We start from the raw sequence: 24,907 nt of genomic DNA, 5'->3' as shown, positions 1-24,907 counted from the left end.
CGTTAAGGATTTGGAAACCATGCAGGCGCAATGCTGCGTCAAGGGGTGTTTAGGCAAGGCCGGAAAGGGTGGCAAGGGTGCGCCTTCTAAGCCTGATGAACGCGGTCCAGCAGGGCCAGCGCGGGGCGTTGATGCCCTGGTCCCCGGTGGCGATGGGCATCGGGGTGCTGATCTATTTCGCGTGGCCCGACGAACCCAATGCGGCGATGCTGGCGGGCCTGGGCCTGGTGGCGGCCTGGCTGGTCGCGGCGGGCTGGCGGCATCGCGAGGGGTTCGGCCCGGTGGCGATGGCGCTTTTGCTGGTGATCGCAGGCTTCGCCCTGTCGGCGGCGCGCAGCGCCTATGTCGCGGGGCCGGTGCTTGGCTTTCGCTACTATGGGCCCATCGAGGGGCGCATTGTCATGATCGACCGATCCGCCAGCGACAAGGTTCGCATCACGCTCGATCAGGTGGTGCTGTCGCGGATGGATCCGGCCCGGGTGCCGACCCGGGTGCGGGTGTCGCTGCATGGCGATCAGGGCTTTCTCGATCCGGTGCCCGGTGCGCGGGTGATGATGACAGGCTTTCTCAGCCCGCCCGAAGGCCCGGGTGAGCCGCGCGGCTTTGATTTTCAGCGCCACGCCTGGTTTCAGCAGATCGGGGCTGTGGGCTATACCCGCATACCGGCGCTGCTATTGGCCCCGCCCGAGCCTGACGCGCTGCCGATAGCCAGTTTGCGCAACGCGATGAGCCGGGCCATTCAGGCGCGCATCCCCGGTGAGGCCGGGGCCTTTGCCACCGCGGTGCTGACCGGTGATCGGTCCGCAATCAGCCTGGAGGTTCTGACCGCGCTGCGCTGGTCCAACATCGCCCATCTGCTGGCCATTTCGGGGCTGCATATGGGGCTGCTGACCGGCTTCGTCTTTTTGTGTCTGCGTGGCGGGTTTGCCCTCATTCCGGCGCTGGCCCTGCGCGTGCCGACCAGGAAACTGGCGGCCATCGGGGCGCTTTTCGCGGGGGGCGTCTATCTTGCCCTGTCGGGTGGAAATGTTGCGACCGAGCGCGCCTTCATCCAGGTTGCCGTGATGTTCGTGGCGGTGTTGCTCGATCGGCGCGCGGTGACCCTGCGCTCAGTGGCCATTGCGGCGCTGATCGTGCTGGCGCACCGGCCCGAGACATTGCTGGGGCCGGGTTTCCAGATGAGCTTTGCCGCCACCACAGCGCTTGTCGCGGTGTTCAATGCGCTGAAGAACAACGCTTTTCTTACAAGCCTGCCGAAATGGACGCGCGGGGTCGTTGCCCTGATCCTGTCTTCCGTCGTGGCCGGTGCCGCAACCGCGCCTTTTGCCGCGGCGCATTTCAACATGATTGCGGCCTACGGTCTGCCGGCCAATCTTCTGACGGTGCCGGTGATGGGGTCGGTGGTCATTCCGGCGGCCGTGGTGGCGTTGCTGCTCTGGCCGTTCGGATTGGAGATGCTGGCCCTGCGGGTGATGGAAGTCGGGCTGAACTGGATCATCGGCGTGGCGATGTGGGCGTCAACGCAGCCCGGCGCGATCCGGCCGGTGGTGATGCCGCCGGCCTTGGTTCTGGGGCTGATCTCGGGCGGTGTTCTGCTGATCATCCTGTGGCGCGGGCGGGCAAGATGGGCAGGGCTGGCCCCGGTGGCACTGGCGTTGATGATCTGGGTCGGGGTGGATCGGCCCGGGCTGCTGATCTCATCCTCGGGGCGGCTGGTCGGGGTCATGGATGCGGCGGGTCGCAGTTTTAGCCGCCCCCGCGGCGATGGGTTCGTGGCCGGGCTCTGGCTTGAAAACGATGGCGATTTCGCCGATCAGGCGACGGCTGCGGCGCGCGCCGGTTGGCAAAGCGACGGGGCGGGGTTTGTAACCCGGATTGCGGGCGGCACGCTGTGGCATGGCGTTGGCCGCCGGGCCGGTGCCGAGATCGCCGATGCCTGCGCACGCTACACCTGGGTGGTGACGCCCGAGGATATCCCGCCCGAGCTATTTGAACAGCAAGGCCTGCCGGTTGGCGCAGCTGCCGGGGCTGCCCTGGCGCAAAGCGCGCAATGCACCCTGATCGGGCCCGACATCCTGCGCGCCAGCGGGTCGATCGCGCTTATTGTGCAGGGCGGCGGGCTCAGGGTTCAGACCGCGCGCGCGCGTCAGGGCGCGCGGCCCTGGGTGCCGGATCGGCGCTAGAGCGCGTCGCGCCAAATCGAATTCACCGGCCGGCCCGAACGCATTCGATTGCGCGAACGCTGCCTCGGTCCGGGTGATGAATGCTCGAATCCGGTCAGGCGCGACGCGCCATAGGGTCAGAACCCATTGATCCTGACCCCGGGGCTATCCCTAAGCCTGCATGTTCATGCCCGAGTGTCCGGTCGAAAAGGGGGCGGTTCACCGCCGTTTACACCGCGTGGTCCTCGATAAATCTTCGGTTGGCCTCAAGAAGCTCCCTGTTCAGGTATACATCTTCGGGCAGCTTGTATTTTCGGTAGGGAACGATCCTGTCGTAAAACCCCTTGATGAAACTGCTCCATCGGGGAATGAGTCTCGGCGCGAGCCAATCCCCGATCTTCTGCAGCAGGTTTTTCCGCCTGCCAACGCAAGTGCCATCCCCGACTTCACCCAATTCCGCATTGCTCAGCACGCTGCGATAGTGCTTCAGGCGCTTGGCCTGGCTGCCGTAGGTCGTCATGCGAAACGCTTTCAGAAGCCCCTCGTATTTCAGCGTCAGGAACATTCCCGACGAAGAATAAGACCTGTGGAGACGCCCCTTTTTCGCCATGCGTTCCCGCAGGATCTTCCTCAACCCCTCGTCAATATCCAGGCACCCGTCCAGGAAGTTCATGGTCTCCAACCTGGACACATCCGCAAACACAACCGTCCTGAACCGATCCGAATAGGCTTTGTGAAGTGCCCTGAAATCAACCGCATCGACGTTAAGGTAATCCAGCCTGTATCGCGTCGACAGGCGACTGGCCAATTGCCATTGCTCGTCATTCACAAAGAACTCCTGCGGGGCAACGATATTACCTTCATGAACCATTTCCTGATAGACGCTTGTCATCCAGGATAATGGTTCGCGGACAGTGATCAGGATCGTGGCCCCTTCACCGAACAGAATTCGATTCCTTTCGGCAAACTCATCCCAGACCACCGGGTTCCAGCCAACCAGGTTTTCGAGGCTGATTATATGATCTTCGGTGGCGGATTTCGTCCGGATCAGGCCCATATCGGCGTCTGACAACGCAAACAGGGCCGCACGAGACAGGACCCGCGTCATTTCAGGGTCGTTATAGGTGCAGCCCAAGCCCTTCGCCAATTCGGGGAAGATATGCTTCTGTAATGATGTTGTTGCGGTTTTTCCCAGTCCGATATGAACCAAGAGCATGCTGATGCCTCCACGAGCCGACATTCTCCAGGCAGAATAGCTCTTTCTGCAGGGTGTCTTTGTTTTGTGCCCTCATCAAGCCTCTTGGGCGCGTATTGTGGACAGGCGTCACATCCCGGGCCGGGGCGCGGATGGCGGTTTCAATCCCTTGAAAACCCCATGGCCGGCGTCGACGCAGGCCAAAGCCTCGCTTCAGTAGCTGCGGATCAGCCCCACCAGCCTGCCCTGCACCTTGACCTGATCGTCGCGCAGCATGCGGGTCTGATAGGCGGGATTGGCGGCCTCGAGCGCAATCATGTTGCCCTTCTGGCGGAACCGTTTCAGCGTCGCCTCATGGCCATCGACCAGCGCCACCACGATATCCCCGTTATTGGCGGTCGGGCCTTCCTCGATGACCACGATATCGCCCTCGTTGATGCCGGCCTCGATCATCGAATCGCCTTTGACTTCAAGCGCGTAATGCGATTTTCCGGCCCCGAGCATCTGCTGCGGCACCGCGACATGGGCGGCCACCTCGCTGATGGCTTCAATCGGTGTGCCCGCCGCGATCCGGCCCATGACCGGCAATTCGGTGGCGCGCGCGCCCGATACAGGAATCGCGCCCGGCGGCGCGTCGCTGCGGCTGCCTTCGATCACACGCGGCGAAAACCCGTCCAGTCTTGCGGCCAGGCTGTCGGGCAGTTTCACGATCTCGATGGCGCGCGCGCGATGCGGCAGGCGGCGGATGAACCCACGCTCTTCCAGCGCCGTGATCAGCCGGTGAATGCCCGATTTCGAGCGCAGATCCAGCGCTTCCTTCATTTCATCAAAGGAGGGCGGCACACCATCGCGCTGCACGCGTTTGTGAATCAGTTCCAACAGGTCGAGCTGCTTCTTGGTCAGCATCGCGGGCATCCCCCTCAATATCGCTATCGTTCGGGGTATGTTCTACCCCTGTTCCCCCTTCGTGTCAACGCGCGTGACTTATAATGGCAAGATATCCATGGGGCTTCCGGCCCGGACCGGACCTTGCCCCGCCGGGCGCACCATCAGCAGATCGGCCTCTGACAGCACCGTCAGCAAGGCGCTGTCCTGGCGCGAGGCCGGTGTCACCCGTCCATCCGCGCCCATTCGCGCCCGCATATAATGTTCGCGCGGGCCGTTGGCGGGCAGATCGACCGCCAGAGGGGCGCGGGCCAGCGGCGCGGGCGATTTGCCCAGACCCAGACAGGCCCGGATCATCGGCAGCAGAAAAACATGGCCGCAGACCATCGAGGAGACCGGATTGCCCGGCAGTCCCAACAGCGCCGCAGGCCCAAACCGCCCCGCCATCAGCGGTTTGCCGGGGCGCATCGCAACTTTGTAAAAGGCGCGCTTCAGCCCGGCGCCAAGCGCCACCTTGCCCACCAGATCATGATCGCCCACCGACGCGCCGCCAATGGTCACGATGATATCGGCCCCTTCCGTCAGGGCCAGCACCGCGCGCAGGCTGTCCTCGGTGTCGCGCGCAATCGGCAGCAGGCGCGCGTCGGCCCCCTCCGCCTCGACCATCGCTTTCAGCCCGTAGGAATTCGAGGCGATGATCTGATCGGCGCGCGGGGTTTGGCCGGGATGGACCAGCTCATCGCCGGTTGCAATCAGCGCCACCACCGGTTTGCGCGTCACCGGCAGGGTGGGCAGGTTCATCGCCGCCGCCAGCGCAATATCGGCCGGGCGCAAGCGGCGCGGCGCGGGCAGGGTCTGGCCGATGGAGAAATCACCGCCCGCGGCGCGGATATGGCGGCCCTCATCCAGATGCTCGCCAAGCGTGATCCGGTCGCCCTGGCGCGTCACATCCTCCTGAATGATCACCCGCCCGGCCCCTTCGGGCACCGGTGCGCCGGTAAAAATCCGCACCGCTTCACCGCGCCCTAAAGCGCCGCGCCAGACATGGCCCGCCGCCGCCTCGCCGATCACCCGCAGCGACCGGCCGGGGATCACGTCCTCCTCCACCACCGCGTAACCATCCATCGCCGAGGAGGCAAAGGGCGGCTGATCACGGGTGGCCACAACCGGGCGGGCCAGCACCCGGCCTGCGGCCTGCGCCAGGGGCATGTCCTCCACTTCCAGAGGGTCGCAAAGATCGAGACAGGCGGCGAGGGCTTCGGCAACCGAGATCACGGCGTAGCCCCGGCGATCTGGGCCTCTTCCCAATCGGCATAGCTCTGGCCATCGGGGCGCTTCCATTTGGTGCGGCCATTGGCGGCGCGGCCTGAAATGACGGCCGCGGCCGCGGAGGGACTTGAAAAGGCGTAATCTTCCGTGAAAACAGCTCTGTCCCCGGCAACCTGGATGATCCCGCGCGCCAAGAGGTCCTCGTAGAGGGTTCGGTAAGAGGTCTTTGAGCGATTGGTTCCCACCCATTCGGTGCGAACTTCCGATCCGGCCTGCACCACCATTTCACCTGAAACGAGGATTGCCGTCGCTGTGATGCCATAGCGCGGCAGGGTGAGGGTGAAGGCAACGCCATCCGCAGGCACCGCTTCTGCTTTCTCGACCGCCCGGATGGCCCGCCGCCCGGTCTGAAACAGATCCACCCGGATTGCGGGCAACACCATGTGCAGGATATCCAGAAACCCCTCCATATTGGATATCGCCGCCTCGTTCAGGCTGGCGCGCGGCGGCGCGTTGCCGTTTTCCAGCCGTATCGCACCGGCCTGGGTTGCGGCCTCAATCAACCGGCTTTCGAGATATTTCACATGCGCCTTGTTCAGCGCGTCGCCCGTTGCGGTGATGATCACGGCCAGATCCCACCACTCCTTTTGCCGCGCATGTTGGACCAGGCGGCGGGCGACATTCTCGGCCTCGCCGATATAGGCGAGCGGCCCATCCTCATTTTCACCGATCAACAGATAAATGCCGGTCTGGCTGGCCTCGCCCCGGCGCAGCCCCTCAGCCAGACGCGTGCGCGGGATGCGCAGCACATGGCCGGTCCAGTTGAAGACCTCCGCCGTCAGCATGCCCTCGGGGTTGCCATCGACAAAGAACAGCTCCAGCGCCCGGCCCCCGGTCATGCCTCGAACCGCCCCGATTTGCCGCCATCCTTCAGCACCACCCGGATGCCGGTGATCTGCATCCGCTTATCCACTGCCTTGACCATGTCATAGACCGTCAGCGCGGATACGGAAACGGCCGTCAGCGCCTCCATCTCGACCCCGGTCTGGCCGCCGGTCTTGACGGTGGCGGTAATGCGGATGCCGGGCAGGGCCGGGTCCGGGATCAGTTCCAGCGCCACTTTGGTGATCGGCAAAGGATGGCAGAGCGGGATCAGATCGGCGGTTTTCTTGGCCGCCATGATGCCCGCCAGCCGCGCCACGCCCAGAACATCGCCCTTTTTGGCACTGCCTTCGGTGATCATCGCCAGCGTGTCCGCTGCCATCACAACCGCGCCCTCGGCCACCGCGATACGCGCCGTCACCGGTTTGTCCGAGACATCGACCATATGGGCCTGGCCGTCCTTGTCGAAATGCGTCAGCCCCGCCATCAGTTGCCCGCCACCAGCGGGCTGGCCAGCAGCCGCCGCGTTGCATCGGTGACATCGTCCTGGCGCATCAGGCTTTCGCCGACCAGGAAACAACGGGCCCCATAGCGGGCAATCTCGGCCAGATCATCGGGCGTGGCGAGGCCGCTTTCCGATACCACAAGTTTTTCCCCCGGAATGCGCCGCACCAGATCCTTGGTGACATCGAGCGAGGTTGCAAAGCTGTTGAGATCGCGGTTGTTGACGCCGATCATCTCAGAGCGCAGCAACAGCGCGCGCTCCAGCTCCGCCGTATTATGCACCTCGATCAGCGCATCCATGCCCCATTCGGTCGCGGCACCCTCAAGCTCGGCCGCCTGGGCATCGCTGACGGCGGCCATGATGATCAGAATGCAATCGGCCCCCAGCGCGCGGGATTCGACCACCTGATAGGGGTCATAGAGAAAATCCTTGCGCAGCACCGGCAGATCAACCGCAGCCCGCGCCGCGACCAGAAAGTCATCGGCCCCCTGAAAAGACGGCCCGTCGGTCAGAACCGACAGGCAGGCGGCACCGCCGAGCCCATAGGCGCGCGCCAGTTCGGGCGGGTCGAAATCGGCGCGGATGAGGCCCTTGGAGGGGCTGGCCTTCTTTATTTCGGCAATCAGCCCATAGCCCTCGCGCGATGCATCGCGCAGGGTGCTGATGAAGGGGCGCAGCTTTGGGGCCGCGCGGGCGGCGGCCTCGACCTCTTCGGGCGGGCGCGCGGATTTGCGCGCGGCGACATCTTCCAGCTTGTAGGCTCTGATCTTGTCTAGAATACTGTCGCTCATGTCAGCTCCGGATTGGTCCAGTTGAGGGGCGCGTGCCCATTGCTTTCTAACCAGTTATTGACCCGAGAAAAGGGGCGTGAGCCGAAAAAACCGCGCCGCGCCGACAGCGGCGATGGGTGGGCGGTCTCGATCTTGAGGTTTTTGGTCGCCGAAACATTGGTTGCCGCCTTTTGCGCGGTCGCCCCCCATAGCAGATAGGCGCGCGGGGTATCGGCCAGTTTCGCCAGCACCTGATCGGTCAGTTTCTGCCAGCCCAGCCTGGCGTGGCCCTTGGCGGCATGGGCCGGCACGGTCAGGATCGGGTTGAGCAGCAGCACGCCCTGCGCGGCCCAGAACCTGAGATCGGCATTGGCCGGGCAGGCCCCCAGATCATCGGTCATTTCGCGGTAGATATTGGCCAGGCTGCGGGGCAGCGGGCAGATATCCGGTTCGGCCGAAAAAGCCAGCCCATGCGCATGGCCGGGTGTGGGGTAGGGATCTTGCCCCAGAATGACGACGCGGGTGGAAGCGGGCGGGCAGGCCGCCAGCGCGGCAAAGACCTGATCGGGTCCGGGCAACCAGGGCTGCGGATCGGCGGCCAGCGCGGTTTCGATACCGGGCAGATCTTCGGTGAAGAAGGGCAGGTCGGACCAGCGACCAAGCGGGGTGAGGTCAAAAAGCATGGGAGAGAGCCTGGCCCGAGGCCGGGGCGGATGCAAGGGCTGATGGCTTTTCAAAATGCCTTGCCCAAAGGCCTTCGATGGCCTTTGGGGACGCGGTTTTGAAACCGCGTTGAAAAGCCGCTTCAAAACGGCTTTCGCGTCACCCCGCCATGGTCACCCGCGCCAGTGTTTTCAGCGCCGTCAATGCCGCGCCGCCATCTATGCTTTGGGCCGCCAGTTCAACGCCCTGGCTCAGATTGCTCACCTTCTCCGCCACCAGCAGCGCCGCCGCCGCATTCAACAGCACCGCATCGCGGTAAGCCCCGCCTTCGCCTGCCAGCAATGCGCTGAAGGCCTTGCCGTTTTCCTCGGGCGTGCCGCCCAATATGGCTTCGAACGGATGGGTGGGCAGGCCGGCATCGGCGGGCGTGATCTCGAATTCCTCGATGGCGCCGTCTTTCAACGCCGCCACCGCCGATGGCCCGGCAATGGACAGCTCATCGGTGCCATCCGAGCCATGCACCAGCCAGGCCGCCTCTGATCCCAGAGCATCCAGAACCTCGGCCATCGGGCGAATGAGCCCGGGCGCAAAGGCCCCGGTCAGCTGCCGCTTGACGCCCGCGGGATTGGTCAGCGGCCCGAGCACATTGAACAGCGTCCTGGTGCCAAGCTGTTGCCGGGTCGGCATGACATGGGCAATCGCGGGATGATGCATCGGGGCCATCATGAACCCGATCCCGGCCTCGGCCAGCCCCCGCTCGACCACATCCGCGCCGACCATGACATCGATCCCCAGGGCCCCGAGCGCATCCGCCGCCCCGGATTTGGAGGACAGGTTGCGATTGCCATGCTTGGCCACCGGCACGCCCGCGCCGGCCACGACAAAGGCGGTGGCGGTCGAGATATTCAGCGTGCCCTTGCCGTCGCCGCCGGTTCCCACGATATCCATCGCGCCTTCAGGGGCTTTGACGGCGACGCATTTGGCGCGCATCACCTTGGCGGCGGCGGTAATCTCGGCGACGGTCTCGCCGCGCACCCGCATCGCCATCAGCATCGCGCCGATCTGGGCGTCGGTGGCCTCGCCGTTGAACAGAAGGTCAAAGGCGGCTTCGGCCTCAAGGGCGGTCAGGCTGCGCTCGGCAACCACAGCGATCAGGGGCTTCATCGCGTCGCTCATGCCGGAACCCGGGCCTGTGCCCCCGGCACGGTTTGCAGGAAATTTCGCAACATCGCATGGCCATGTTCGGATCGGATGCTTTCGGGGTGAAACTGCACCCCCTCGATGGGCAGGTCTCGGTGACGCAGGCCCATGATGGTGCCATCCTCCAGCCAGGCGGTGATCTCCAGGCAATCGGGCAGGCTGTCGCGGTCAACGATCAGCGAATGGTATCGGGTGCCTTGCAGCGGCGAGGGCAGATCCTGGAACACACCGGTGCCGGAATGGTGAATCACCCCCATCTTGCCATGCACGATCTCATGGCAGCGAACGACCTTGCCGCCGAATGCCTCACCGATGGTCTGGTGGCCCAGGCAGACGCCAAGCAACGATGTGCGGGTTTCCGCCGCCGCCGCCGTCAGGCTTAGGCAAATCCCTGCCTGCGCGGGGTCGCAGGGGCCGGGCGACAGCACAATTCCGGCTGGATTCAGGGCCATCGCCTCCTGCACATCAAGCGCATCATTGCGCACCACATGCGGCACCGAACCCAATTCGCCCAGATAATGAACCAGGTTGTAGGTGAAACTGTCGTAGTTATCGATGAGCAGCAGCATTGGCGGCGGTCCTTGTCGTGAAAAAGGGGTGCGCCCGGGCGCGACCCCGCGCTATACATGTTCAGAGCCGCGCCGCAGGGTCAAGCCATGCGCGCCAGAACGGCTATGGGCCGGCAGGGGTCCGACACGAGGTTATGATATTGCCCGCAGGCGGAGGCGCATCGGGCATCGAGAGGGTGGAAAAGATGGGCAGAGGGCTTCTTCTTGGTTCGATCTGGGGGGCGCTGATCGTGGTCGCAGCGGTTGCGCTGTTATCCCTGACGCAGCCATTGCCGGAGCGGTCGCAACCGGTGGCAGCCGCGATGGGCGATGCGGCAGCGGGCATGGCGACTGGCGCGGATACATCCCCCGACACCGCAATGGCCGACCAACCGGTTTCTCAGCAATCAGACGCAGCGCCTGCCGATACCAGGTCTGCAGAAACCACGCCGGTTCTGCCCACCGATCCGGCCCCGGCCGTGGCCGCGCCAGCCTCTGAAATTCCCTTGCCCGCAGGCTCTGAATTCAACCGCCCGCCCGCCGAAGAGGCCGCGGCCCTGCCCGGCATCGACACCGGCCCGGCCACCGCACCTGCGGTTCTGACCCAATTGGCGGCCCCTTCGGCCCCTCCGCTGCCCGACACGGCCCCCGCACCGCAACCGGTGGCGACAGCCTCGCTTCAGGGCCCGGCAGTGACAGATTTGCCCGAAGCCTCTGCGTCCGCCGCCCCGGCGCAGGGCGACGATCCGTTGCCGCCACCGCCTGAATTGCAGCCGGCCCCGCTTGGCCTGCCCAGTATGGAGACCGATCCCGAAGCCGAAACCGCACCTGCGCCCGAAGGCTCCCCCCTGCAGCGCCTGACCGCAGGGGAGAATCCATCCGCCCCGGTCGCGCTGCCCGACACCCCGGCCCCCCCCGCCACCGACTTGCCCGCGATTGTGGCCCACGCGGCCCCGTTTGATCGCAATGAGACGCGCCCCCTGATGGCGGTGATCCTGATAGATGATCCCAGCTTTCCACTTGGCCGCGATGTGTTGACCCGGTTTGATTTTCCGGTCTCCTTCGCGATTGACCCCAACCGCGCCGATGCCGCCCAGGCCGCGGCCCAGTATCGTGCGGCCGGCTTTGAGGTTTTGCTGCTGGCGCAAGGGTTCGATGCGGCTGAGACTGAAGATGGCGCGGCGGCGCTGTTGGCGGCAGGGTTTGCAGTGCTGCCTGAGGCAGTGGCAGTGTTGGATACCATAACCGGCCCAATCCAGTCGAACCGCCTGGTGTTGGAGAGCGTGGTGGCCGTGCTGGCCGATACCGGGCACGGGCTGATCGCCTATCCGCGCGGGCTGAACGTAGCTGAGCAAACCGCCACGCGCGCCAATGTCCCGGCCGGGACCCTGTTCCGCGAAATCGACCTGGAACGTGAACGCGCTACTGTGATCACCCGCTATCTCGATCGTGCGGCTTTTGCCGCAGGACAGCAGGGGCAGGTGATCGTGGTCGGGCATACCTATTCCGACACCGTGACGGCGCTGTTTTCCTGGGCGCTCGGGTCGCGTTCCGAAGGTGTGGCGCTGGCCCCGATATCGGCGGTTTTGACCCGTTGATGAGAAGTTTCGCCGCCTGACGGCGTCGACCGGGCCCGCCTTCGGCGCGCGAGGCCTTGTGATAAGTGGTCACCGGCGCAACGTGACGGACCCGTGGATTATGGATATTTGATGCGCAAAGAAGGCAAGGGCCGTTAAAAGCCTCTGATGGTGCTTTGGTGGCTCGGCTGTTCCAAAATGGGCACCCACGCGCATACCCGATCCAAGGTTGCGCCATGTCGTATCGACGCCTGACGGCGTCGACCGGGTAAATATTGTCAGCCCAACCGGTCGGAGTTCGATCCTGTTGGCAGGCGATACTTACAGACCAGAAAGCACATTTTGCCTTCTTCTTTGTGAAAATACTCCCGGGGTTTGGGGCTGGCCCCAAGCGGTGCCACGACCCCGCCCCCTTGGGGCGGGCAAGTTGCGCCGCCCCTGGTGCGACGGTGACAACCGGCGCAATCTCTCTTTTCGGGAAACACTCACCTCAAATTCGCGCAAAACTCCTGGATCCGGGCACAGGCTTTTTCCAGGTTTTCATCCGACGTCGCATAGGAAACGCGGAAGTTTGGCGAAAACCCAAAAGCCCCGCCAAATACCACCGCGACGTCGTTCTCTTCCAGCAGGGCAGTTGCGAAATCCTCGTCGGTCTCGATGCGTGTTCCGCCAGGGGTGGTCTTGCCCATGCAGCCGGCAATCGACGGATAGACGTAGAACGCGCCTTCGGGTGTCGGGCAGGTGATCCCCTCCGCCTTGTTCAACATCTCGACCGCCAGATCGCGGCGGCGCTTGAACACTGCGTTGTTGCTGGCGATGTAGTCCTGCGTGCCATTCAGCGCCTCGACAGCTGCCCATTGACTGATTGAACAGGGGTTCGACGTGCTCTGGCTCTGGATCTTGCGCATCGCGCCAATCAACGCCTCCGGACCCGCCGCATAGCCGATCCGCCAGCCGGTCATGGCATAGGCCTTCGAGACGCCATTGCAGGTCAGGGTGCGGTCATACAGCCCCGGTTCCACCTGGGCGGGGGTGACAAATTCAAAGCCGTCATAAACCAGGTGCTCATACATGTCGTCGGTCATCACCCAGACATGGGGGTGGCGCATCAACACATCGCTCAGCCCCTTCAGCTCGGCGCGCGTATAGCCTGCGCCGGTCGGGTTTGACGGCGAATTGAAGATCAGCCACTTGGTTTTCGGCGTGATCGCGGCCTCCAGCGCCTCCGGCGTCAGCTTGTAGGCGTTTTCCGCCGTCGCCATGGCAATCACCGGCTCGCCGCCGGCCAGCAGCACCATATCCGGGTAGCTGACCCAATAGGGCGCGGGGATCACCACTTCATCGCCGGGGTTCAGCGTCGCCATCAGCGCGTTATAGAGGATCTGCTTGCCCCCGGTTCCGACGCTGACCTGCGCGGGCGTGTAATTCAGCCCGTTATCGCGCAGGAACTTGTCGCAAATCGCCTGTTTCAGCTCGATAATGCCATCGGGCGCGGTATATTTCGTCTTGCCTGCATCAATCGCTGCTTTTGCCGCCGCGCAGATATTGGCGGGGGTATTGAAATCGGGTTCACCGGCCCCCAGGCCGATCACATCCCTGCCGGCCGCTTTCAGTTCGGCCGCAAGGGTCGAGACGGCGATGGTGGGCGAAGGTTTCACGCGCGCGAGCGTCTTGGACAGGAAGGTCATCAGAATGTCTCCGGTGGATGAGCCGGGCAATTGGTCCGGTTTACATAGTGGCGGGGCCATGATTAGGGTCCGCGCCACAAGCGTTCAAGTGGTGATAGCGCCCATGCGCGACGAAGCGGGTCGGAAAAGGAGACCGGATGGCGATGGCGGGGACGGACCAGGACGGATGGTTCAGCGAAGAAAATGCAACCTTCGGAGATCGCCTGGCAGGCGCGCGTGAGGCCGTTGGACTGACGCAGGAGGAATTTTCCCGCCGTCTTGGCATCAAGCTGAAAACCGTCGAGGCCTGGGAAAACGACATGAGCGAGCCGCGCGCCAACCGGTTGGCGATGATGGCAGGGTTGCTCAATGTCTCGATCCGCTGGCTTTTGACCGGCGAAGGCGTCGGCCCGGAAGATCCCGATGAGATCGAAGTGGCGCAGGATTTCAATGACCTGCTGCTCGATCTGCGCCAGGTGCGGATACAGCATCAGCGGCTTGGCGAAACGCTTGGCAAGCTGGAAAAACGGCTGCGGTTGATGCGCCCGGCGCGCGACGATGCGCCATGATGGCACAGATGTCGGCAGAACCGCGTCAGATTCGCATCAAACGGCTCAGAATGCGCGCCGGCCATCGCGGCATCAAGGAAATGGACCTGATCCTGGGCGGATGGGCGGCCCGGCATCTCGATGATGCTGATGATCTGGCGCTTGATCTGTTTGAACGGGTGCTGGAAGAAGATGATCACGACCTTTATCAATGGGTCTCTGGTCAGCGCCAAGCCCCGGATTATATGCAGGAATTTGCCGTTGAACTGGCCGCGGTTCTGCGCGCCGGGCAGGGCTGACCCGAATAATTTGTGGCGCTTAACGCAATGTTTGGACTTATCGGCAAATCTGCCTGCCAAGCAGATATGCGGAGACCATCATGAGTTTGCACAGCCCCATTGCGGAATCGTCCCGGCATGGTTTCATGTCCGGCTATCTGGAATCGCTTTCGCTGGTGGAGCGGCTGCACCGACTTCTCCTTGATGTCATAAAGGATGAGTTTGAGCGGCTTGGCGTGCTCGATATCAACGCGGTGCAGGCGCTGCTTCTGTTCAATGTCGGTGACAATGAGGTGACGGCGGGCGAGCTGAAAACGCGCGGCTATTACCAGGGCTCGAATGTCAGCTACAATCTCAAGAAGCTGGTCGAAATGGGCTATATGCACCATCAACGCTGCGAGATCGACCGCCGCTCGGTCCGGGTCCGCCTGACCGAAAGGGGCCGCGATGTGCGCGATGTGGTGACCGATCTCTTTGGCCGCCACGCCGAAGGCTTGCAGGATAAGGGCGTGTTGGGCCCCGATGGTATCGACCAGATCAATCACTCATTGAAACGGGTGGAACGCTACTGGGCCGATCAGATCCGCTATATCTATTGAGCAGTGCGGGTGTCTGGGCCACAACGTGGCTGCCTTCCGGATAGCTCCGCCAAAGGGGAACTCGGCCGTTTCAATTATAGCGCGTCGCGCCTGATCGGATTCGAGCGTTCATCGGCCGGACCGAGGCAGCGTTCGCGCAATCGAATGCGTTCGGGTCGGCCGGTGAATTCGATTTGGCGCGACGCGCTCTAATGCTCCCTTAACACCGCTGCAACCGGTCGCAGGCAAACTATCGACATGCCCCAACCATAACCGGCGGGGCACGTCGTTCATGTTTCAGGTCTCAGGCCAGATCGAACCGATCGGCATTCATCACCTGCGCCCAGGCCGCGACGAAATCATCGACAAAGCGATTGCCCGACGAGGCATAGACTTCGGCCAATGCGCGCAGTTGCGAGTTCGACCCAAAGACCAGATCGACCCGGCTGCCGGTCCATTTCAGATCGCCGCTGGCACGGTCGCGGCCTTCAAAGGCGGTTTCATCCTCTGATACCGGGGTCCAGATTGTCGACATATCCAGCAGGTTGGTAAAGAAATCATTGCTCAACACGCCGGGCCGGTCGGTAAACACACCATCGGGCGATCCGTCATGATTGGCCCCCAGAACCCGCAAGCCGCCAACCAGCGCCGTCATCTGCGGCGCGCTGAGCCCCAAAAGCTGCGCCCGATCCAGCAGCAGCGCCTCAGCGGGCACGGTATACTCAGCCCTCTGATAGTTGCGGAAACCATCGGCCTCAGGCTCCAGCACCGCCATGGCGTCGATATCGGTCTGCTCCTGGCTGGCATCCATCCGGCCGGGCGTAAACGGAACGCTGACCGGATTTCCCGCCGCCTCTGCCGCCGCCTCGATCGCCGCGCATCCGCCCAGCACGATCAGATCGGCCAGCGACACGCGCTTGCCCCCCGATGCTGCCGCGTTGAAATCCGACTGGATTTCTTCCAGCGCCGTCAGCACTTTGGCCAGTTGCGCCGGCTGGTTGACCGGCCAGTCCTTTTGCGGGGCCAGCCGGATCCGTGCGCCATTTGCACCGCCGCGCCGGTCAGAGCCGCGGAAAGTGGCAGCCGAGGCCCAGGCCGTGGCCACCAATTCACCGATGCCCAGGCCAGAGTCCAGGATCCGGCCCTTCAGATCGGCAATATCGGCGGCGTCGATAACGGGGTGGTCCAGCGCCGGGATCGGATCCTGCCACAGGTGATCTTCCTCAGGCACCAACGGCCCCAGATACAGGGATTTCGGCCCCATATCGCGATGCGTCAGCTTGAACCAGGCCCGCGCAAAGGCGTCCGCAAACGCTTGCGGATCGGCATGATAGCGGCGTGAAATCACCTCGTATTCCGGGTCCATCCGCATCGCCATGTCGGCGGTGGTCATCATCAGCTTGACGGGCTGGTCCGATCCATCGACCTGCGGTGCGTGATCGGCCGGGCTCAGATCGACCGCTTCCCAGATATGGGCACCGGCCGGGCTTTTGGTCAGCCGCCAGTCATAGCCGAACAGCACATCGAAATAGCCATTGTCCCACCGGATCGGATTGGCCGTCCAGGGCCCCTCGATGCCGCTGGTGGTGGTATCGACACCCTTGCCGCTGCGATAGCTGTTGGCCCAGCCAAACCCCTGTTCGGCCAGCCCTGCCGCCTCGGGTTCGGGCCCGACAAGGGCGGGGTCGCCCGCGCCATGGGCCTTGCCGAATGTGTGGCCCCCGGCGGTCAGCGCCACGGTATCCTCATCATCCATGCCCATGCGGGCAAAGGTCTCGCGGATGTCACGCCCCGAGGCCACCGGATCGGGGTTGCCGTTGGGCCCTTCGGGATTGACATAGATCAGGCCCATCTGCACCGCGGCCAGCGGATCTTGCAGATCACGGTCGCCGGAATAGCGCCTGTCGCCCAGCCATTCGGTCTCAGGTCCCCAATAGATATCCTCCTCGGGCTCCCAGACATCGGCGCGCCCGCCAGCGAAACCGGCGGTCGGGCCGCCCATGCTTTCGATCGCGACATTGCCCGCCAGGATCATCAGATCGGCCCAGGAAATCTTGTCGCCATATTTCTGCTTGATCGGCCATAAAAGGCGGCGCGCCTTGTCCAGATTGCCATTGTCGGGCCAGGAATTGAGCGGCGCAAAGCGCTGCGTGCCCGATGTGGCCCCGCCGCGGCCATCGGCGGTCCGATAGGTGCCGGCGCTGTGCCATGCCATGCGGATGAAAAGCGGGCCGTAATGGCCGTAATCGGCGGGCCACCAGCTTTGACTGTCGGTCATCAGCGCCGTCAGATCGGCGCGCAGCGCGTCCAGATCGAGCGATTTGAACGCCTCTGCATAGTTGAAATCCGGGGCCATCGGGCTGGCGGCGGGCGTGTGCTGATGCAGGATTTTCAGGTTCAACTGGTTCGGCCACCAGTCGCGTGTCGCGCTGCCGGCATTGGTTGTGTGCATGACCGGGCATTTGCCCGCATTATTTCCGTCCATCGCTGTCAATCTCCCTGAAGATATTTGGGTTCGTGGCTAACGCATAACTGGCGTCCTGATCCCGGCTATATCCGATTCCCGCAATTGGTTTAAGTTGCATTTTTTCATGGCTGTGATAACTTAAAATTATGAAAGATGTCACTTTGAGACAATTACGTTATTTCGATGCCCTCGCCCGGCATGGCCATTTCGGGCATGCGGCCGCGGCCTCGGCGATATCGCAACCGGCGCTCTCGGTGCAGATCCGGGAACTTGAGGCGACCCTGGGTGTCACGCTTTTTGAACGCGGCGCGCGGCAGGTGCGTCTGACCGGGCCGGGCCAGGCGCTGTTGGCGCGGGTGCGTGAGATTCTGAGCGCGGCCGATGATCTGCATGATCTGGCACGCGCGGCATCGGGGCAGGGGCTGGGGCGGCTGCGCCTTGGCGTGATCCCGACGATTGCCCCCTATCTGTTGCCCACCCTGTTGCCGCTTCTCAGCCGTCAGGCCCCGGGCGTTGACCTGCATCTGCGAGAGACGCTGACGCCACGCCTGCTGCAGGAATTGGCCGATGGCCGCATCGATGCAGCAATTGTGGCGCTGCCGGTCTCGGAACCGGCCTTTGTCGAAATGCCGCTTTTTGAGGAGGAATTCATGCTGGTGCGCCCCGCCGCCGATGCCGGCCTGCCGGTGCCCGATGGCGAGGGTCTGGCCCGGATGCGGCTTTTGCTGCTGGAGGAGGGGCATTGTTTTCGCGATCAGGCGCTCAGCTATTGCAACCGCCCCACACCGGTGCCGCAAGGCGGGCTGGAGGGCAGTTCGCTGACCACGCTGGTGCAGATGGTCGGGGCCGGGCTTGGTGTGACGCTGATCCCGGCAATGGCGGTCACGGTCGAGGGCCGGTCAGACCTGGTCGATATCGCCCGCTTTGCGGCCCCGCGCCCGACCCGCAGCGTCGGCATGATCTGGCGCAAGACAAATCCGCTGGCCGACGCGCTGAGCGCGATTGCCGATCTGGTGCAATCGGCCGCTGCGGCCCTGCGCGCGGGCCGGCCATGAGATCTGCGACCGATGGCGGGCAGGGGGCCATGAAGGCGACTGCCGGGCGCGCCGCAAGATGACCCTTGCACGCCGAAACCGGATTGGCTAACACGTGCCAGCCGGGTCGTTAGCTCAGTTGGTAGAGCGCTTCGTTTACACCGAAGATGTCGGGAGTTCGAGCCTCTCACGACCCACCAGCCCCCCCTTCTGCTGTCAGGCGTTTGCGCGACGCTATCAACCATCAGGCGGTTGCTAACTGCGCCCGGGTTCAATGACCCCGGGGGCCTTTGTGATGCCTGCCAGTGCGGGCGTGCATGTTTTGCGACATGGGCGTCGCTTTCCTTTCTGCAAGTCGGGTTCGGGTGAGGCAAGCTGGCGCAAAACCGGACAGGGCGGTATTGCGCGCGGCTGTCGTCTTTTTTTGAAAGTCTCGCCCGATGCAAGGCCAGCCACGCCCCACAGAAGACACGCCCGCGCGCGCGATCTTCCTGATCCTTGCGGGCATGGTTTTCATTACCGTAAATGATAGCCTGATCAAGGCGTTGAGCGGTGGATATCCGCTGCATCAGATGATGTTCATCCGCTCGGCCATCGGCCTGGCCGTGTCGCTGGTGATCTTGCAATTCGAGGGCGGGTTCGGGCAATTGCGCACCGCGACGCCGGGGCTGCACATGCTGCGCGGGATTCTGGTGGTCCTGGCCAACCTGCTCTATTTCGCGGCGCTGGCGACATTGCCATTGGCCACGGCGGTGTCGATCTTTTTCGTGGCCCCGCTGATGATCACGCTGATGTCGATCGTTTTGCTCAAGGAACGCGTCGGGCTGCATCGCGGCGGGGCGATATTGGTGGGCTTTGCCGGGGTTCTGGTGATGACGCGGCCGGGGTCGGGCGCAGGTGATGACGCGCCCGCGATCTGGGTGCTGTTGCTGCCGGTCGCGGCGGCGGCAGCCTATGCCGGCATGCAGGTGATGACCCGGTCTTTGGGCGTCTATTCCAAGGCCTCGGCGCTGGCGGTCTATATCCAGGCGATGTTCCTGCTGGTCTCGGCCGGGTTTTTCGTGATTGCGGGCGATGGGCGCTTTGCCGAAGGGGTGGAACATGAAAGCCTGATCTTCCTGTTGCGGGCCTGGGTCTGGCCAGGCTCTGAGGATTGGCCGCTGTTCTTGCTGTTGGGCCTGTGTTCCGGCGCGATCGGCTATTGCCTGTCGGCGGCCTATAAGCTGGGCAATGCCGCGACCGTCTCTTCGTTTGAATATTCGGCGCTGCCGATGGCCATTCTTGCCGGCTGGACCATCTTCGGCGAGATACCCGATATCTGGGTTCTGGCCGGCACGGTGCTGATCGCGGGATCGGGGATCCATGTCTTCATGCGCGAGCGCAAACGCCGCTCACCGGTGGCACCGCGCCGCCCGCTGCGGCGGGGCTGACATTTTTTCGGGCTGCGGCCATTTGCGGGGCAAACCGCGCTTGACGGGGGCCGGTTGGGGCCATAGAACCGCCGTCACGCCAACCGGGCCTTCGGGCAAGGGTTGCGCGTGCAGCGGGCGGTTGTAGCTCAGTTGGTTAGAGTACCGGCCTGTCACGCCGGGGGTCGCGGGTTCGAGTCCCGTCAACCGCGCCACCGCTGTCCCTCCAGGGCGAAAAGCCCTTGCCGAAAGGCCCATGCGCGGTTGTAGCTCAGTTGGTTAGAGTACCGGCCTGTCACGCCGGGGGTCGCGGGTTCGAGCCCCGTCAACCGCGCCACTTTTTCCTTTTCGATGTATGGTCGTTGCCCTGACGGGCGGCGCGGCGCTTCGCGTCAAGCCCCCTGCGGGAGCCCTCCTTGAAGCGCTTTGTCGCGTGGGAAGGGCGACAGGTGCAAGCGACAGGTCATTTCGGATGCAGGGGTTTGGTCCATCTGCCGAGAGACGTTTGAGGGGCAAACTGCCCCGTCAAAGCGCCACAACAAGGGTGATTTGAGCTTTGCCAGCCTCAAGGCCAGGCCGCCTGACGGCGGGGCGTGCCGCCGCCTTGACCCTGCCAAAGCTCAGGAACGGCCGCGGCGTTCGAACCGGGGCAGCATGGCGGAAAAATCCTTGCCGCGGCCATCCTCGGCCTCGACAAATGTTTCATATAGCGCAGTGGCGGCAAGCCCCATCGGCGTATCGGCATCGGCGGCGGTGGCGGCGGCCTGCGACAGGCGCAGATCCTTCAGCATCAGTTCAGCCGCGAAGCCGGGTTCATAGCCGTTATCGGCGGGGCTGGCGGGGCCGATGCCGGGGGCCGGGCAATAGGCGTTCATCACCCAGCTATAGCCCGAGGAGGTGCTGACCACATCGAACATCGCCTGCCGGTCGAGACCCAGCTTATCGGCCAGCGCAAAGGCCTCGCAGGTGCCGATCATGGTGATGCCGAGGATCATGTTGTTACAGATCTTGGCGGCCTGACCATTGCCCGCCGGGCCGCAATGGACCGCCTTCTGGCCCATGATGTCAAAGAGCGGCGCGGCGGTGGCGAAAGCATCATCGGCCCCGCCGACCATGAAGGTCAGCGTGCCGCCGGCCGCGCCGCCAACGCCGCCCGATACCGGCGCATCAAGAAATCCGAGACCGGCCTCGGCACAATCAGCCGCGACCGCGCGGGCGGCGTCCACCTCGACCGTGGAGCAATCCAGCAGCACCGCGCCCTTGGCCATGGCCGGGATGATCTCGGCCGCGACCGCGCGCAGGATCGCGCCATTGGGCAGCATGGTGATGACGACATCGCGCCCCGATGCCGCCTCTGGCGCGCTGGCGGCCCTGGTCACGCCATCGGGGCAGGGCGCGCTCAGATCGAACCCGGTCACGTCATGGCCTGCCGCCGCCAGATTGGCGGCCATCGGCGCGCCCATATTGCCCAACCCTATGAAACCGATCTGCATGGCAGCTCTCCTTAAAATGTCAGTGTCTTTGGCCCGAGCGGCATCAAAAGCCTGGACATTTCGACCATTGGCACCGATTTGGGCCCGTCATGGCGCCAGTGCGGCGCGTTGTCCTTGTCGATGATCAGGGCGCGGATGCCCTCCAGAAAATCACCCTTCTCCATGGCTTGCGAGGTGAAACGGTATTCCAGCTCCAGCGCCGCCTCGATCCGCTCCTTGCCGCGGACGCGATGGATCAGCTCCAAGGTGCAAGCCATTGATAAAGGGGAATTACCCTGTATGGCTTTCAGGGCGTTCCGGGCCAGATCAGACTCGGCAATCTCCAGCAGATTGACAATATCGCGCATCCCCTCGCCGCCAAAGCGGGCATCAATTTCATCTTGCAACCCGGCCAGATCGGATGCCGGCGCGGCGTGGGCGGCCTTGTCCACCGCCGCCACATCGCCGCTTTGTGACAGCGTGGCGATCAGATCGGCCCAGGCCCCGCGCGGCAGGTAATAATCGGCAAACCCGGCATGGATGGCATCGCCCGGCCCCATCCGGGCACAGGTCAGGCCCAGATATTCGCCCAACCGCCCCGGTGCCCGCGACAAGATCAGCGACCCACCAACATCAGGCACCAGCCCGATCCTGCATTCCGGCATTGCCAGCTTGCTGTCGTCACAGACAATCCGGTGCGAGCCATGACAGCCGACCCCGACACCGCCGCCCATGACAAAGCCATGCAGGAAGGTGACCACGGGTTTGGGGAAATTGAACATCCGCGCATTCATGCGGTATTCATCGCGCCAGAACCGCTGCCCATAGCTGTAATCGCCCGCCTTGCCGGTGGCATACATCTCAGACAGGTCGCCGCCGGCGCAAAAGGCTTTTTCGCAGGGCAGCCCGTCGATGATCAACAGCGTGACCGCCGGGTCATCGGCCCATGCCATCAAGGCCTTGTCGATCTCAAGACACATCTCCCAGGTCAGCGCATTCAGCGCCTTGGGGCGGTTCAGCGTGATGCGTCCGGCGCAGCCCTCGATGCGGCACTCAATCTCGGCCATCATCCGCGCTCCGCCAGCAGGGCGCGCGCAATGATCACGCGCATGATCTCATTGGTGCCTTCCAGGATCTGATGCACCCGCAGATCGCGGACGATCTTCTCGATGCCGTAATCGGCCAGATAGCCATAGCCGCCATGCAGTTGCAGGCATTGGTTGGCGACATCAAAGGCGGCATCGGTGACATAAAGCTTGGCCATGGCGCAGAACTTGCTGGCGTCGGGGGCCGCATTGTCCAGCTTCCACGCCGCCTGACGCAAGAACACCCGCGCCGATTGCAGCTTGACCTCCTGTTCGGCCAGCCGGAATTGCAGGCCCTGAAACTGGTCGATGGTTTTGCCGAAAGCCTTGCGTTCGCCCATATAGCTCAGCGTCAGATCCAGCGCGTTCTGCGCCCCGCCAAGCGCCGATGCGGCGATGTTCAGCCGCCCGCCATCCAGCCCCGCCATCGCGTATTTGAAGCCCTGGCCTTCTTCGCCGATCAGGTTTTCAACCGGGACCAGGCAATCGTCAAACTGCACCTGCGCCGTGGGTTGCGCCAGCCAGCCCATTTTGCGTTCCGGCGCGCCAAAACTTAACCCCTCGGCACCATCCTCCACCACCAGCGTCGAAATCCCCCCGGGGCCATCTTCGCCGGTGCGCATCATGGTGACATAGGCATCCGAATATCCACCGCCCGAGATGAAAGCCTTGGTGCCGTTCAGCCGGTAGCCTTCATCGGTCCGTTCGGCGCGGCTGCGCAGCGCGGCGGCGTCCGACCCTGATCCCGGCTCGGTCAGGCAATAGGAAAACACCTTTTCCATGCTGCACAGATCAGGCAGCCATCTGGCCTTGGTTTCCTCCGATCCAAACTTGTCGATCATGCCGCCGCACATGTTGTGGATCGACAGGAAACTGCCCACGGCAGGGCAGGACATCGCCAGCGCCTCGAATACCAGCGTCGCATCCAGCCGCGACAGCCCCGTTCCGCCATATTCCTCGCTGACATAGAGCCCGCCAAAGCCAAGCTCGGCGATCCGTGGCCACAGCGCTTTCGGAATCGTGCCCGCTTCCTCCCACTCTTGGGCGAAGGGGGCGATATGCTCGGCGCCAAAGCTCCGCGCCATGTCAAAGATCATGCCCTGTTCTTCGGAAAGTGCGAAATCCATCCGGTATCTCCCCTTGGCCCGCCCGTTGGAATTGAACAGGTGTTTAATTAGCAAATCTTGCAGCAATGTTGCAAGGCCGGGGGGGCAGCTCACAAATCAGCATGAAATTCCTCGATCAGGTGGTGCACGACGTCGCGCATAGCGCGGCCATGATCGCGGCCACCGGCGCGCGCCGCGCCATAGACCGCGCGCTGGCGGTCCGATGACGTGCCGCGCAGGCCCATGTCACGGACATGTTCGACCTCGGCCAGGCAGCCAAGCGCCAGGGCATCCTCGGTGATCATCTCGATCATTTCTTCCATCAGTTCGGTGAACGGCACGATCTCACGGCGGCCAAAATCAATCAGCCCCTCACGGGTGCCATAGCGCTGCGCCCGCCAGCGGTTTTCACCAACCAGAAACGCATCGTAAAGCCGCCAGCGTTGGTTGCGTTCGCGCAGACGAAACAGCATGCGGCAAAGGCTCTGGATCAGCGCCGCCAGCGTCAGCGCATCCTCCAGCCGGGGCGAGACATCGCAGATCCGGGTCTCCAGCGTCGGAAACCGCGATGACGGGCGCAGATCCCACCAGATCTTGGAACTGTCCTCGATCACGTCAAGATCAACCAGCGCATCGACCGTGCGCTGATAATCGCTGAAAGACGGAAACAGCGGCGGCAATCCGGTGCGCGGCAGATTGTCAAACACCGTCAGCCGATACGAGGCCAGCCCGGTATCGCGGCCCTGCCAATAGGGCGAGGACGTGGACAGCGCCAGAAGATGCGGCAGGAAATAGGACAGCTGCCCCATCAGATCATTGCGCAGATCATCGCTGCCAAGCCCGACATGGACATGCATGCCGCAGATCAGCATCCGTTCCACCACGCCGCCCAGATCGCGGGCCAGGGCATTGTAGCGGTCCTTGTCGGTATGGGGCTGGTCCTTCCAATCGGCAAACGGGTGGCACGAGACCGCAATCGGGGCAAGGCCAAAGCCCGCCGCCACGCGCGCCACGGTGCTGCGCAGGCGGCGCAGATCCTCGCGCGCGCTGCTGACATCGCCACAGACACAGGTGCCGATCTCGATCTGGCATTGCAGAAATTCCGGGCTGACCTGGCCTTCCAGCTCAGCCGCACAGGCCGCCATCAATTCGGGCGGGGCCTTGGCAAGGTCACAACTGGCAGTGTCGACCAGCAGATATTCTTCTTCGATGCCGATCGAAAACGGTGGCGCGATCTGTGCCATATGGCCGGTCCTTTCGTCGCTATGATGTCAGGAAACCGGGAAAGCGATGATTTGCCAAGGAAAAACAAACGCCAAGCCTGGGCCATGAAAAAACTTTGAACCCAATTGGCCGCTGGTCCGACACATAATCACAATCGCCTCACAACATCGCAAGGGTGCCGGAGCAATGTCAGATATCTTCATCCTCACCACCGCCCTCATCTTCGCAATCGCCGCAATGACGGTGGCGATCTCGGGCGCTCTGGCAGGGCGCAAGATCACGGCGCGCGATTCCGGCCCGCACGGGCTGTAACCCGCCGCATCCGCTTTCATCACCAAAACTTTTCAAAACAGATCGGGGGGTCGCATCGCGGCCCCCCATTT

Annotated in this window: 23 protein-coding genes and 3 tRNA genes; 11 read left to right on the top strand and 15 right to left on the bottom strand. The window is 63.5% G+C overall.

Annotated features, from left to right (window positions below):
- Positions 1-77: 77 nt before the first annotated feature.
- A complete protein-coding gene (locus ACW8PS_RS00460) occupies positions 78-2,183 on the top strand; it encodes a ComEC/Rec2 family competence protein (RefSeq protein ID WP_491525281.1) in 2,106 nt (701 codons plus the stop codon).
- Between the two features lie 208 nt (positions 2,184-2,391).
- Here ACW8PS_RS00460 and ACW8PS_RS00455 read toward each other — a convergent pair whose 3' ends face one another.
- The 9 genes from ACW8PS_RS00455 to ACW8PS_RS00415 form a co-directional block, all read right to left on the bottom strand.
- Entirely contained in the window at positions 2,392-3,378 is a 987-nt protein-coding gene (locus ACW8PS_RS00455; protein ID WP_491525280.1) for a hypothetical protein, read from the bottom strand.
- Between the two features lie 192 nt (positions 3,379-3,570).
- Positions 3,571-4,263 (bottom strand): transcriptional repressor LexA, encoded by a 693-nt coding sequence (lexA, locus tag ACW8PS_RS00450; protein WP_491525279.1) that lies wholly within the window; start codon positions 4,261-4,263, stop codon positions 3,571-3,573.
- 78 nt (positions 4,264-4,341) lie between these two features.
- Positions 4,342-5,517 carry a molybdopterin molybdotransferase MoeA gene (locus ACW8PS_RS00445; protein ID WP_491525278.1) on the bottom strand — a complete coding sequence of 392 codons (1,176 nt, stop codon included), beginning with the start codon at positions 5,515-5,517 and terminating at the stop codon, positions 4,342-4,344.
- Positions 5,514-6,410, bottom strand: a complete 897-nt coding sequence (locus ACW8PS_RS00440; protein WP_491525277.1) for a GIY-YIG nuclease family protein — start codon at positions 6,408-6,410, stop codon at positions 5,514-5,516. The genes ACW8PS_RS00445 and ACW8PS_RS00440 overlap by 4 nt, the downstream gene beginning before the upstream one ends.
- Positions 6,407-6,880, bottom strand: a complete 474-nt coding sequence (moaC, locus tag ACW8PS_RS00435; RefSeq protein ID WP_491525276.1) for a cyclic pyranopterin monophosphate synthase MoaC — start codon at positions 6,878-6,880, stop codon at positions 6,407-6,409. The genes ACW8PS_RS00440 and moaC overlap by 4 nt, the downstream gene beginning before the upstream one ends.
- The gene (gene trpC / locus ACW8PS_RS00430) at positions 6,880-7,689 is read right to left on the bottom strand and encodes an indole-3-glycerol phosphate synthase TrpC (RefSeq protein WP_491525275.1); all 810 of its coding nucleotides are present in this window, start codon (positions 7,687-7,689) and stop codon (positions 6,880-6,882) included. Before trpC ends, moaC begins: the two co-directional genes overlap by 1 nt.
- Positions 7,686-8,351: a uracil-DNA glycosylase gene (locus ACW8PS_RS00425; protein ID WP_491525274.1), complete on the bottom strand. Its 666-nt coding sequence runs from the start codon at positions 8,349-8,351 to the stop codon at positions 7,686-7,688. The genes trpC and ACW8PS_RS00425 overlap by 4 nt, the downstream gene beginning before the upstream one ends.
- Positions 8,352-8,490: 139 nt before the next feature.
- Positions 8,491-9,507 (bottom strand): anthranilate phosphoribosyltransferase, encoded by a 1,017-nt coding sequence (gene trpD / locus ACW8PS_RS00420; RefSeq protein ID WP_491525273.1) that lies wholly within the window; start codon positions 9,505-9,507, stop codon positions 8,491-8,493.
- On the bottom strand, positions 9,504-10,100 hold the full coding sequence (locus ACW8PS_RS00415) for an anthranilate synthase component II (protein ID WP_491525272.1): 597 nt from the start codon (positions 10,098-10,100) through the stop codon (positions 9,504-9,506). The genes trpD and ACW8PS_RS00415 overlap by 4 nt, the downstream gene beginning before the upstream one ends.
- Before the next feature lie 185 nt (positions 10,101-10,285).
- Between ACW8PS_RS00415 and ACW8PS_RS00410 the strand changes: the two genes are divergently transcribed.
- Positions 10,286-11,677 (top strand): divergent polysaccharide deacetylase family protein, encoded by a 1,392-nt coding sequence (locus ACW8PS_RS00410; protein ID WP_491525271.1) that lies wholly within the window; start codon positions 10,286-10,288, stop codon positions 11,675-11,677.
- A 464-nt stretch (positions 11,678-12,141) separates the two neighbouring features.
- On the opposite strand, the gene ACW8PS_RS00405 is transcribed toward ACW8PS_RS00410, so the two are convergent.
- Entirely contained in the window at positions 12,142-13,344 is a 1,203-nt protein-coding gene (locus ACW8PS_RS00405) for a pyridoxal phosphate-dependent aminotransferase (RefSeq protein ID WP_491525270.1), read from the bottom strand.
- A 143-nt stretch (positions 13,345-13,487) separates the two neighbouring features.
- On the opposite strand from ACW8PS_RS00405, the gene ACW8PS_RS00400 reads away from it, so the two are divergent.
- From ACW8PS_RS00400 to ACW8PS_RS00390, 3 genes are all read left to right on the top strand, one after another.
- Positions 13,488-13,892, top strand: coding sequence for a helix-turn-helix domain-containing protein (locus ACW8PS_RS00400; protein WP_491525269.1), 405 nt, complete (start codon positions 13,488-13,490; stop codon positions 13,890-13,892).
- Positions 13,893-13,900: 8 nt separating this feature from the next.
- Entirely contained in the window at positions 13,901-14,170 is a 270-nt protein-coding gene (locus tag ACW8PS_RS00395) for a succinate dehydrogenase assembly factor 2 (RefSeq protein ID WP_491525268.1), read from the top strand.
- Positions 14,171-14,250: 80 nt separating this feature from the next.
- On the top strand, positions 14,251-14,748 hold the full coding sequence (locus ACW8PS_RS00390) for a MarR family winged helix-turn-helix transcriptional regulator (RefSeq protein ID WP_491525267.1): 498 nt from the start codon (positions 14,251-14,253) through the stop codon (positions 14,746-14,748).
- A gap of 283 nt (positions 14,749-15,031) precedes the next feature.
- Here the strand turns inward: ACW8PS_RS00390 and katG are convergent, their stop codons facing one another.
- Positions 15,032-17,212, bottom strand: coding sequence for a catalase/peroxidase HPI (katG, locus tag ACW8PS_RS00385; protein ID WP_491525266.1), 2,181 nt, complete (start codon positions 17,210-17,212; stop codon positions 15,032-15,034).
- 128 nt (positions 17,213-17,340) lie between these two features.
- On the opposite strand from katG, the gene ACW8PS_RS00380 reads away from it, so the two are divergent.
- The 5 genes from ACW8PS_RS00380 to ACW8PS_RS00360 all read left to right on the top strand — a co-directional run bounded on the left by ACW8PS_RS00380 (position 17,341) and on the right by ACW8PS_RS00360 (position 19,974).
- Positions 17,341-18,249, top strand: a complete 909-nt coding sequence (locus tag ACW8PS_RS00380; protein ID WP_491525265.1) for a hydrogen peroxide-inducible genes activator — start codon at positions 17,341-17,343, stop codon at positions 18,247-18,249.
- A gap of 103 nt (positions 18,250-18,352) precedes the next feature.
- A tRNA-Val gene (locus ACW8PS_RS00375) sits at positions 18,353-18,428 on the top strand.
- Positions 18,429-18,668: 240 nt separating this feature from the next.
- On the top strand, positions 18,669-19,658 hold the full coding sequence (locus tag ACW8PS_RS00370) for a DMT family transporter (RefSeq protein WP_491525264.1): 990 nt from the start codon (positions 18,669-18,671) through the stop codon (positions 19,656-19,658).
- Between the two features lie 117 nt (positions 19,659-19,775).
- Positions 19,776-19,852, top strand: a tRNA-Asp gene (locus ACW8PS_RS00365).
- 45 nt (positions 19,853-19,897) lie between these two features.
- Positions 19,898-19,974 (top strand) — tRNA-Asp (locus tag ACW8PS_RS00360).
- 283 nt (positions 19,975-20,257) lie between these two features.
- Here ACW8PS_RS00360 and mmsB read toward each other — a convergent pair.
- The 4 genes from mmsB to ACW8PS_RS00340 all read right to left on the bottom strand — a co-directional run bounded on the left by mmsB (position 20,258) and on the right by ACW8PS_RS00340 (position 24,544).
- A complete protein-coding gene (mmsB, locus tag ACW8PS_RS00355) occupies positions 20,258-21,130 on the bottom strand; it encodes a 3-hydroxyisobutyrate dehydrogenase (protein WP_491525263.1) in 873 nt (290 codons plus the stop codon).
- 11 nt (positions 21,131-21,141) lie between these two features.
- Positions 21,142-22,176, bottom strand: coding sequence for an enoyl-CoA hydratase/isomerase family protein (locus ACW8PS_RS00350; protein ID WP_491525262.1), 1,035 nt, complete (start codon positions 22,174-22,176; stop codon positions 21,142-21,144).
- On the bottom strand, positions 22,176-23,321 hold the full coding sequence (locus tag ACW8PS_RS00345) for an acyl-CoA dehydrogenase family protein (protein ID WP_491525261.1): 1,146 nt from the start codon (positions 23,319-23,321) through the stop codon (positions 22,176-22,178). Before ACW8PS_RS00345 ends, ACW8PS_RS00350 begins: the two co-directional genes overlap by 1 nt.
- A gap of 89 nt (positions 23,322-23,410) precedes the next feature.
- On the bottom strand, positions 23,411-24,544 hold the full coding sequence (locus ACW8PS_RS00340; RefSeq protein ID WP_491525260.1) for a carboxylate-amine ligase: 1,134 nt from the start codon (positions 24,542-24,544) through the stop codon (positions 23,411-23,413).
- Between the two features lie 166 nt (positions 24,545-24,710).
- Between ACW8PS_RS00340 and ACW8PS_RS00335 the strand changes: the two genes are divergently transcribed.
- The gene (locus ACW8PS_RS00335; protein ID WP_491525259.1) at positions 24,711-24,836 is read left to right on the top strand and encodes a hypothetical protein; all 126 of its coding nucleotides are present in this window, start codon (positions 24,711-24,713) and stop codon (positions 24,834-24,836) included.
- Positions 24,837-24,907: the final 71 nt, after the last annotated feature.

It is taken from the genome of Alterinioella sp. (genome assembly GCF_058343375.1).
The sequence above is the reverse complement of the archived record's forward strand: the minus strand, read 5'-3'. Positions and strand labels throughout refer to the sequence as shown.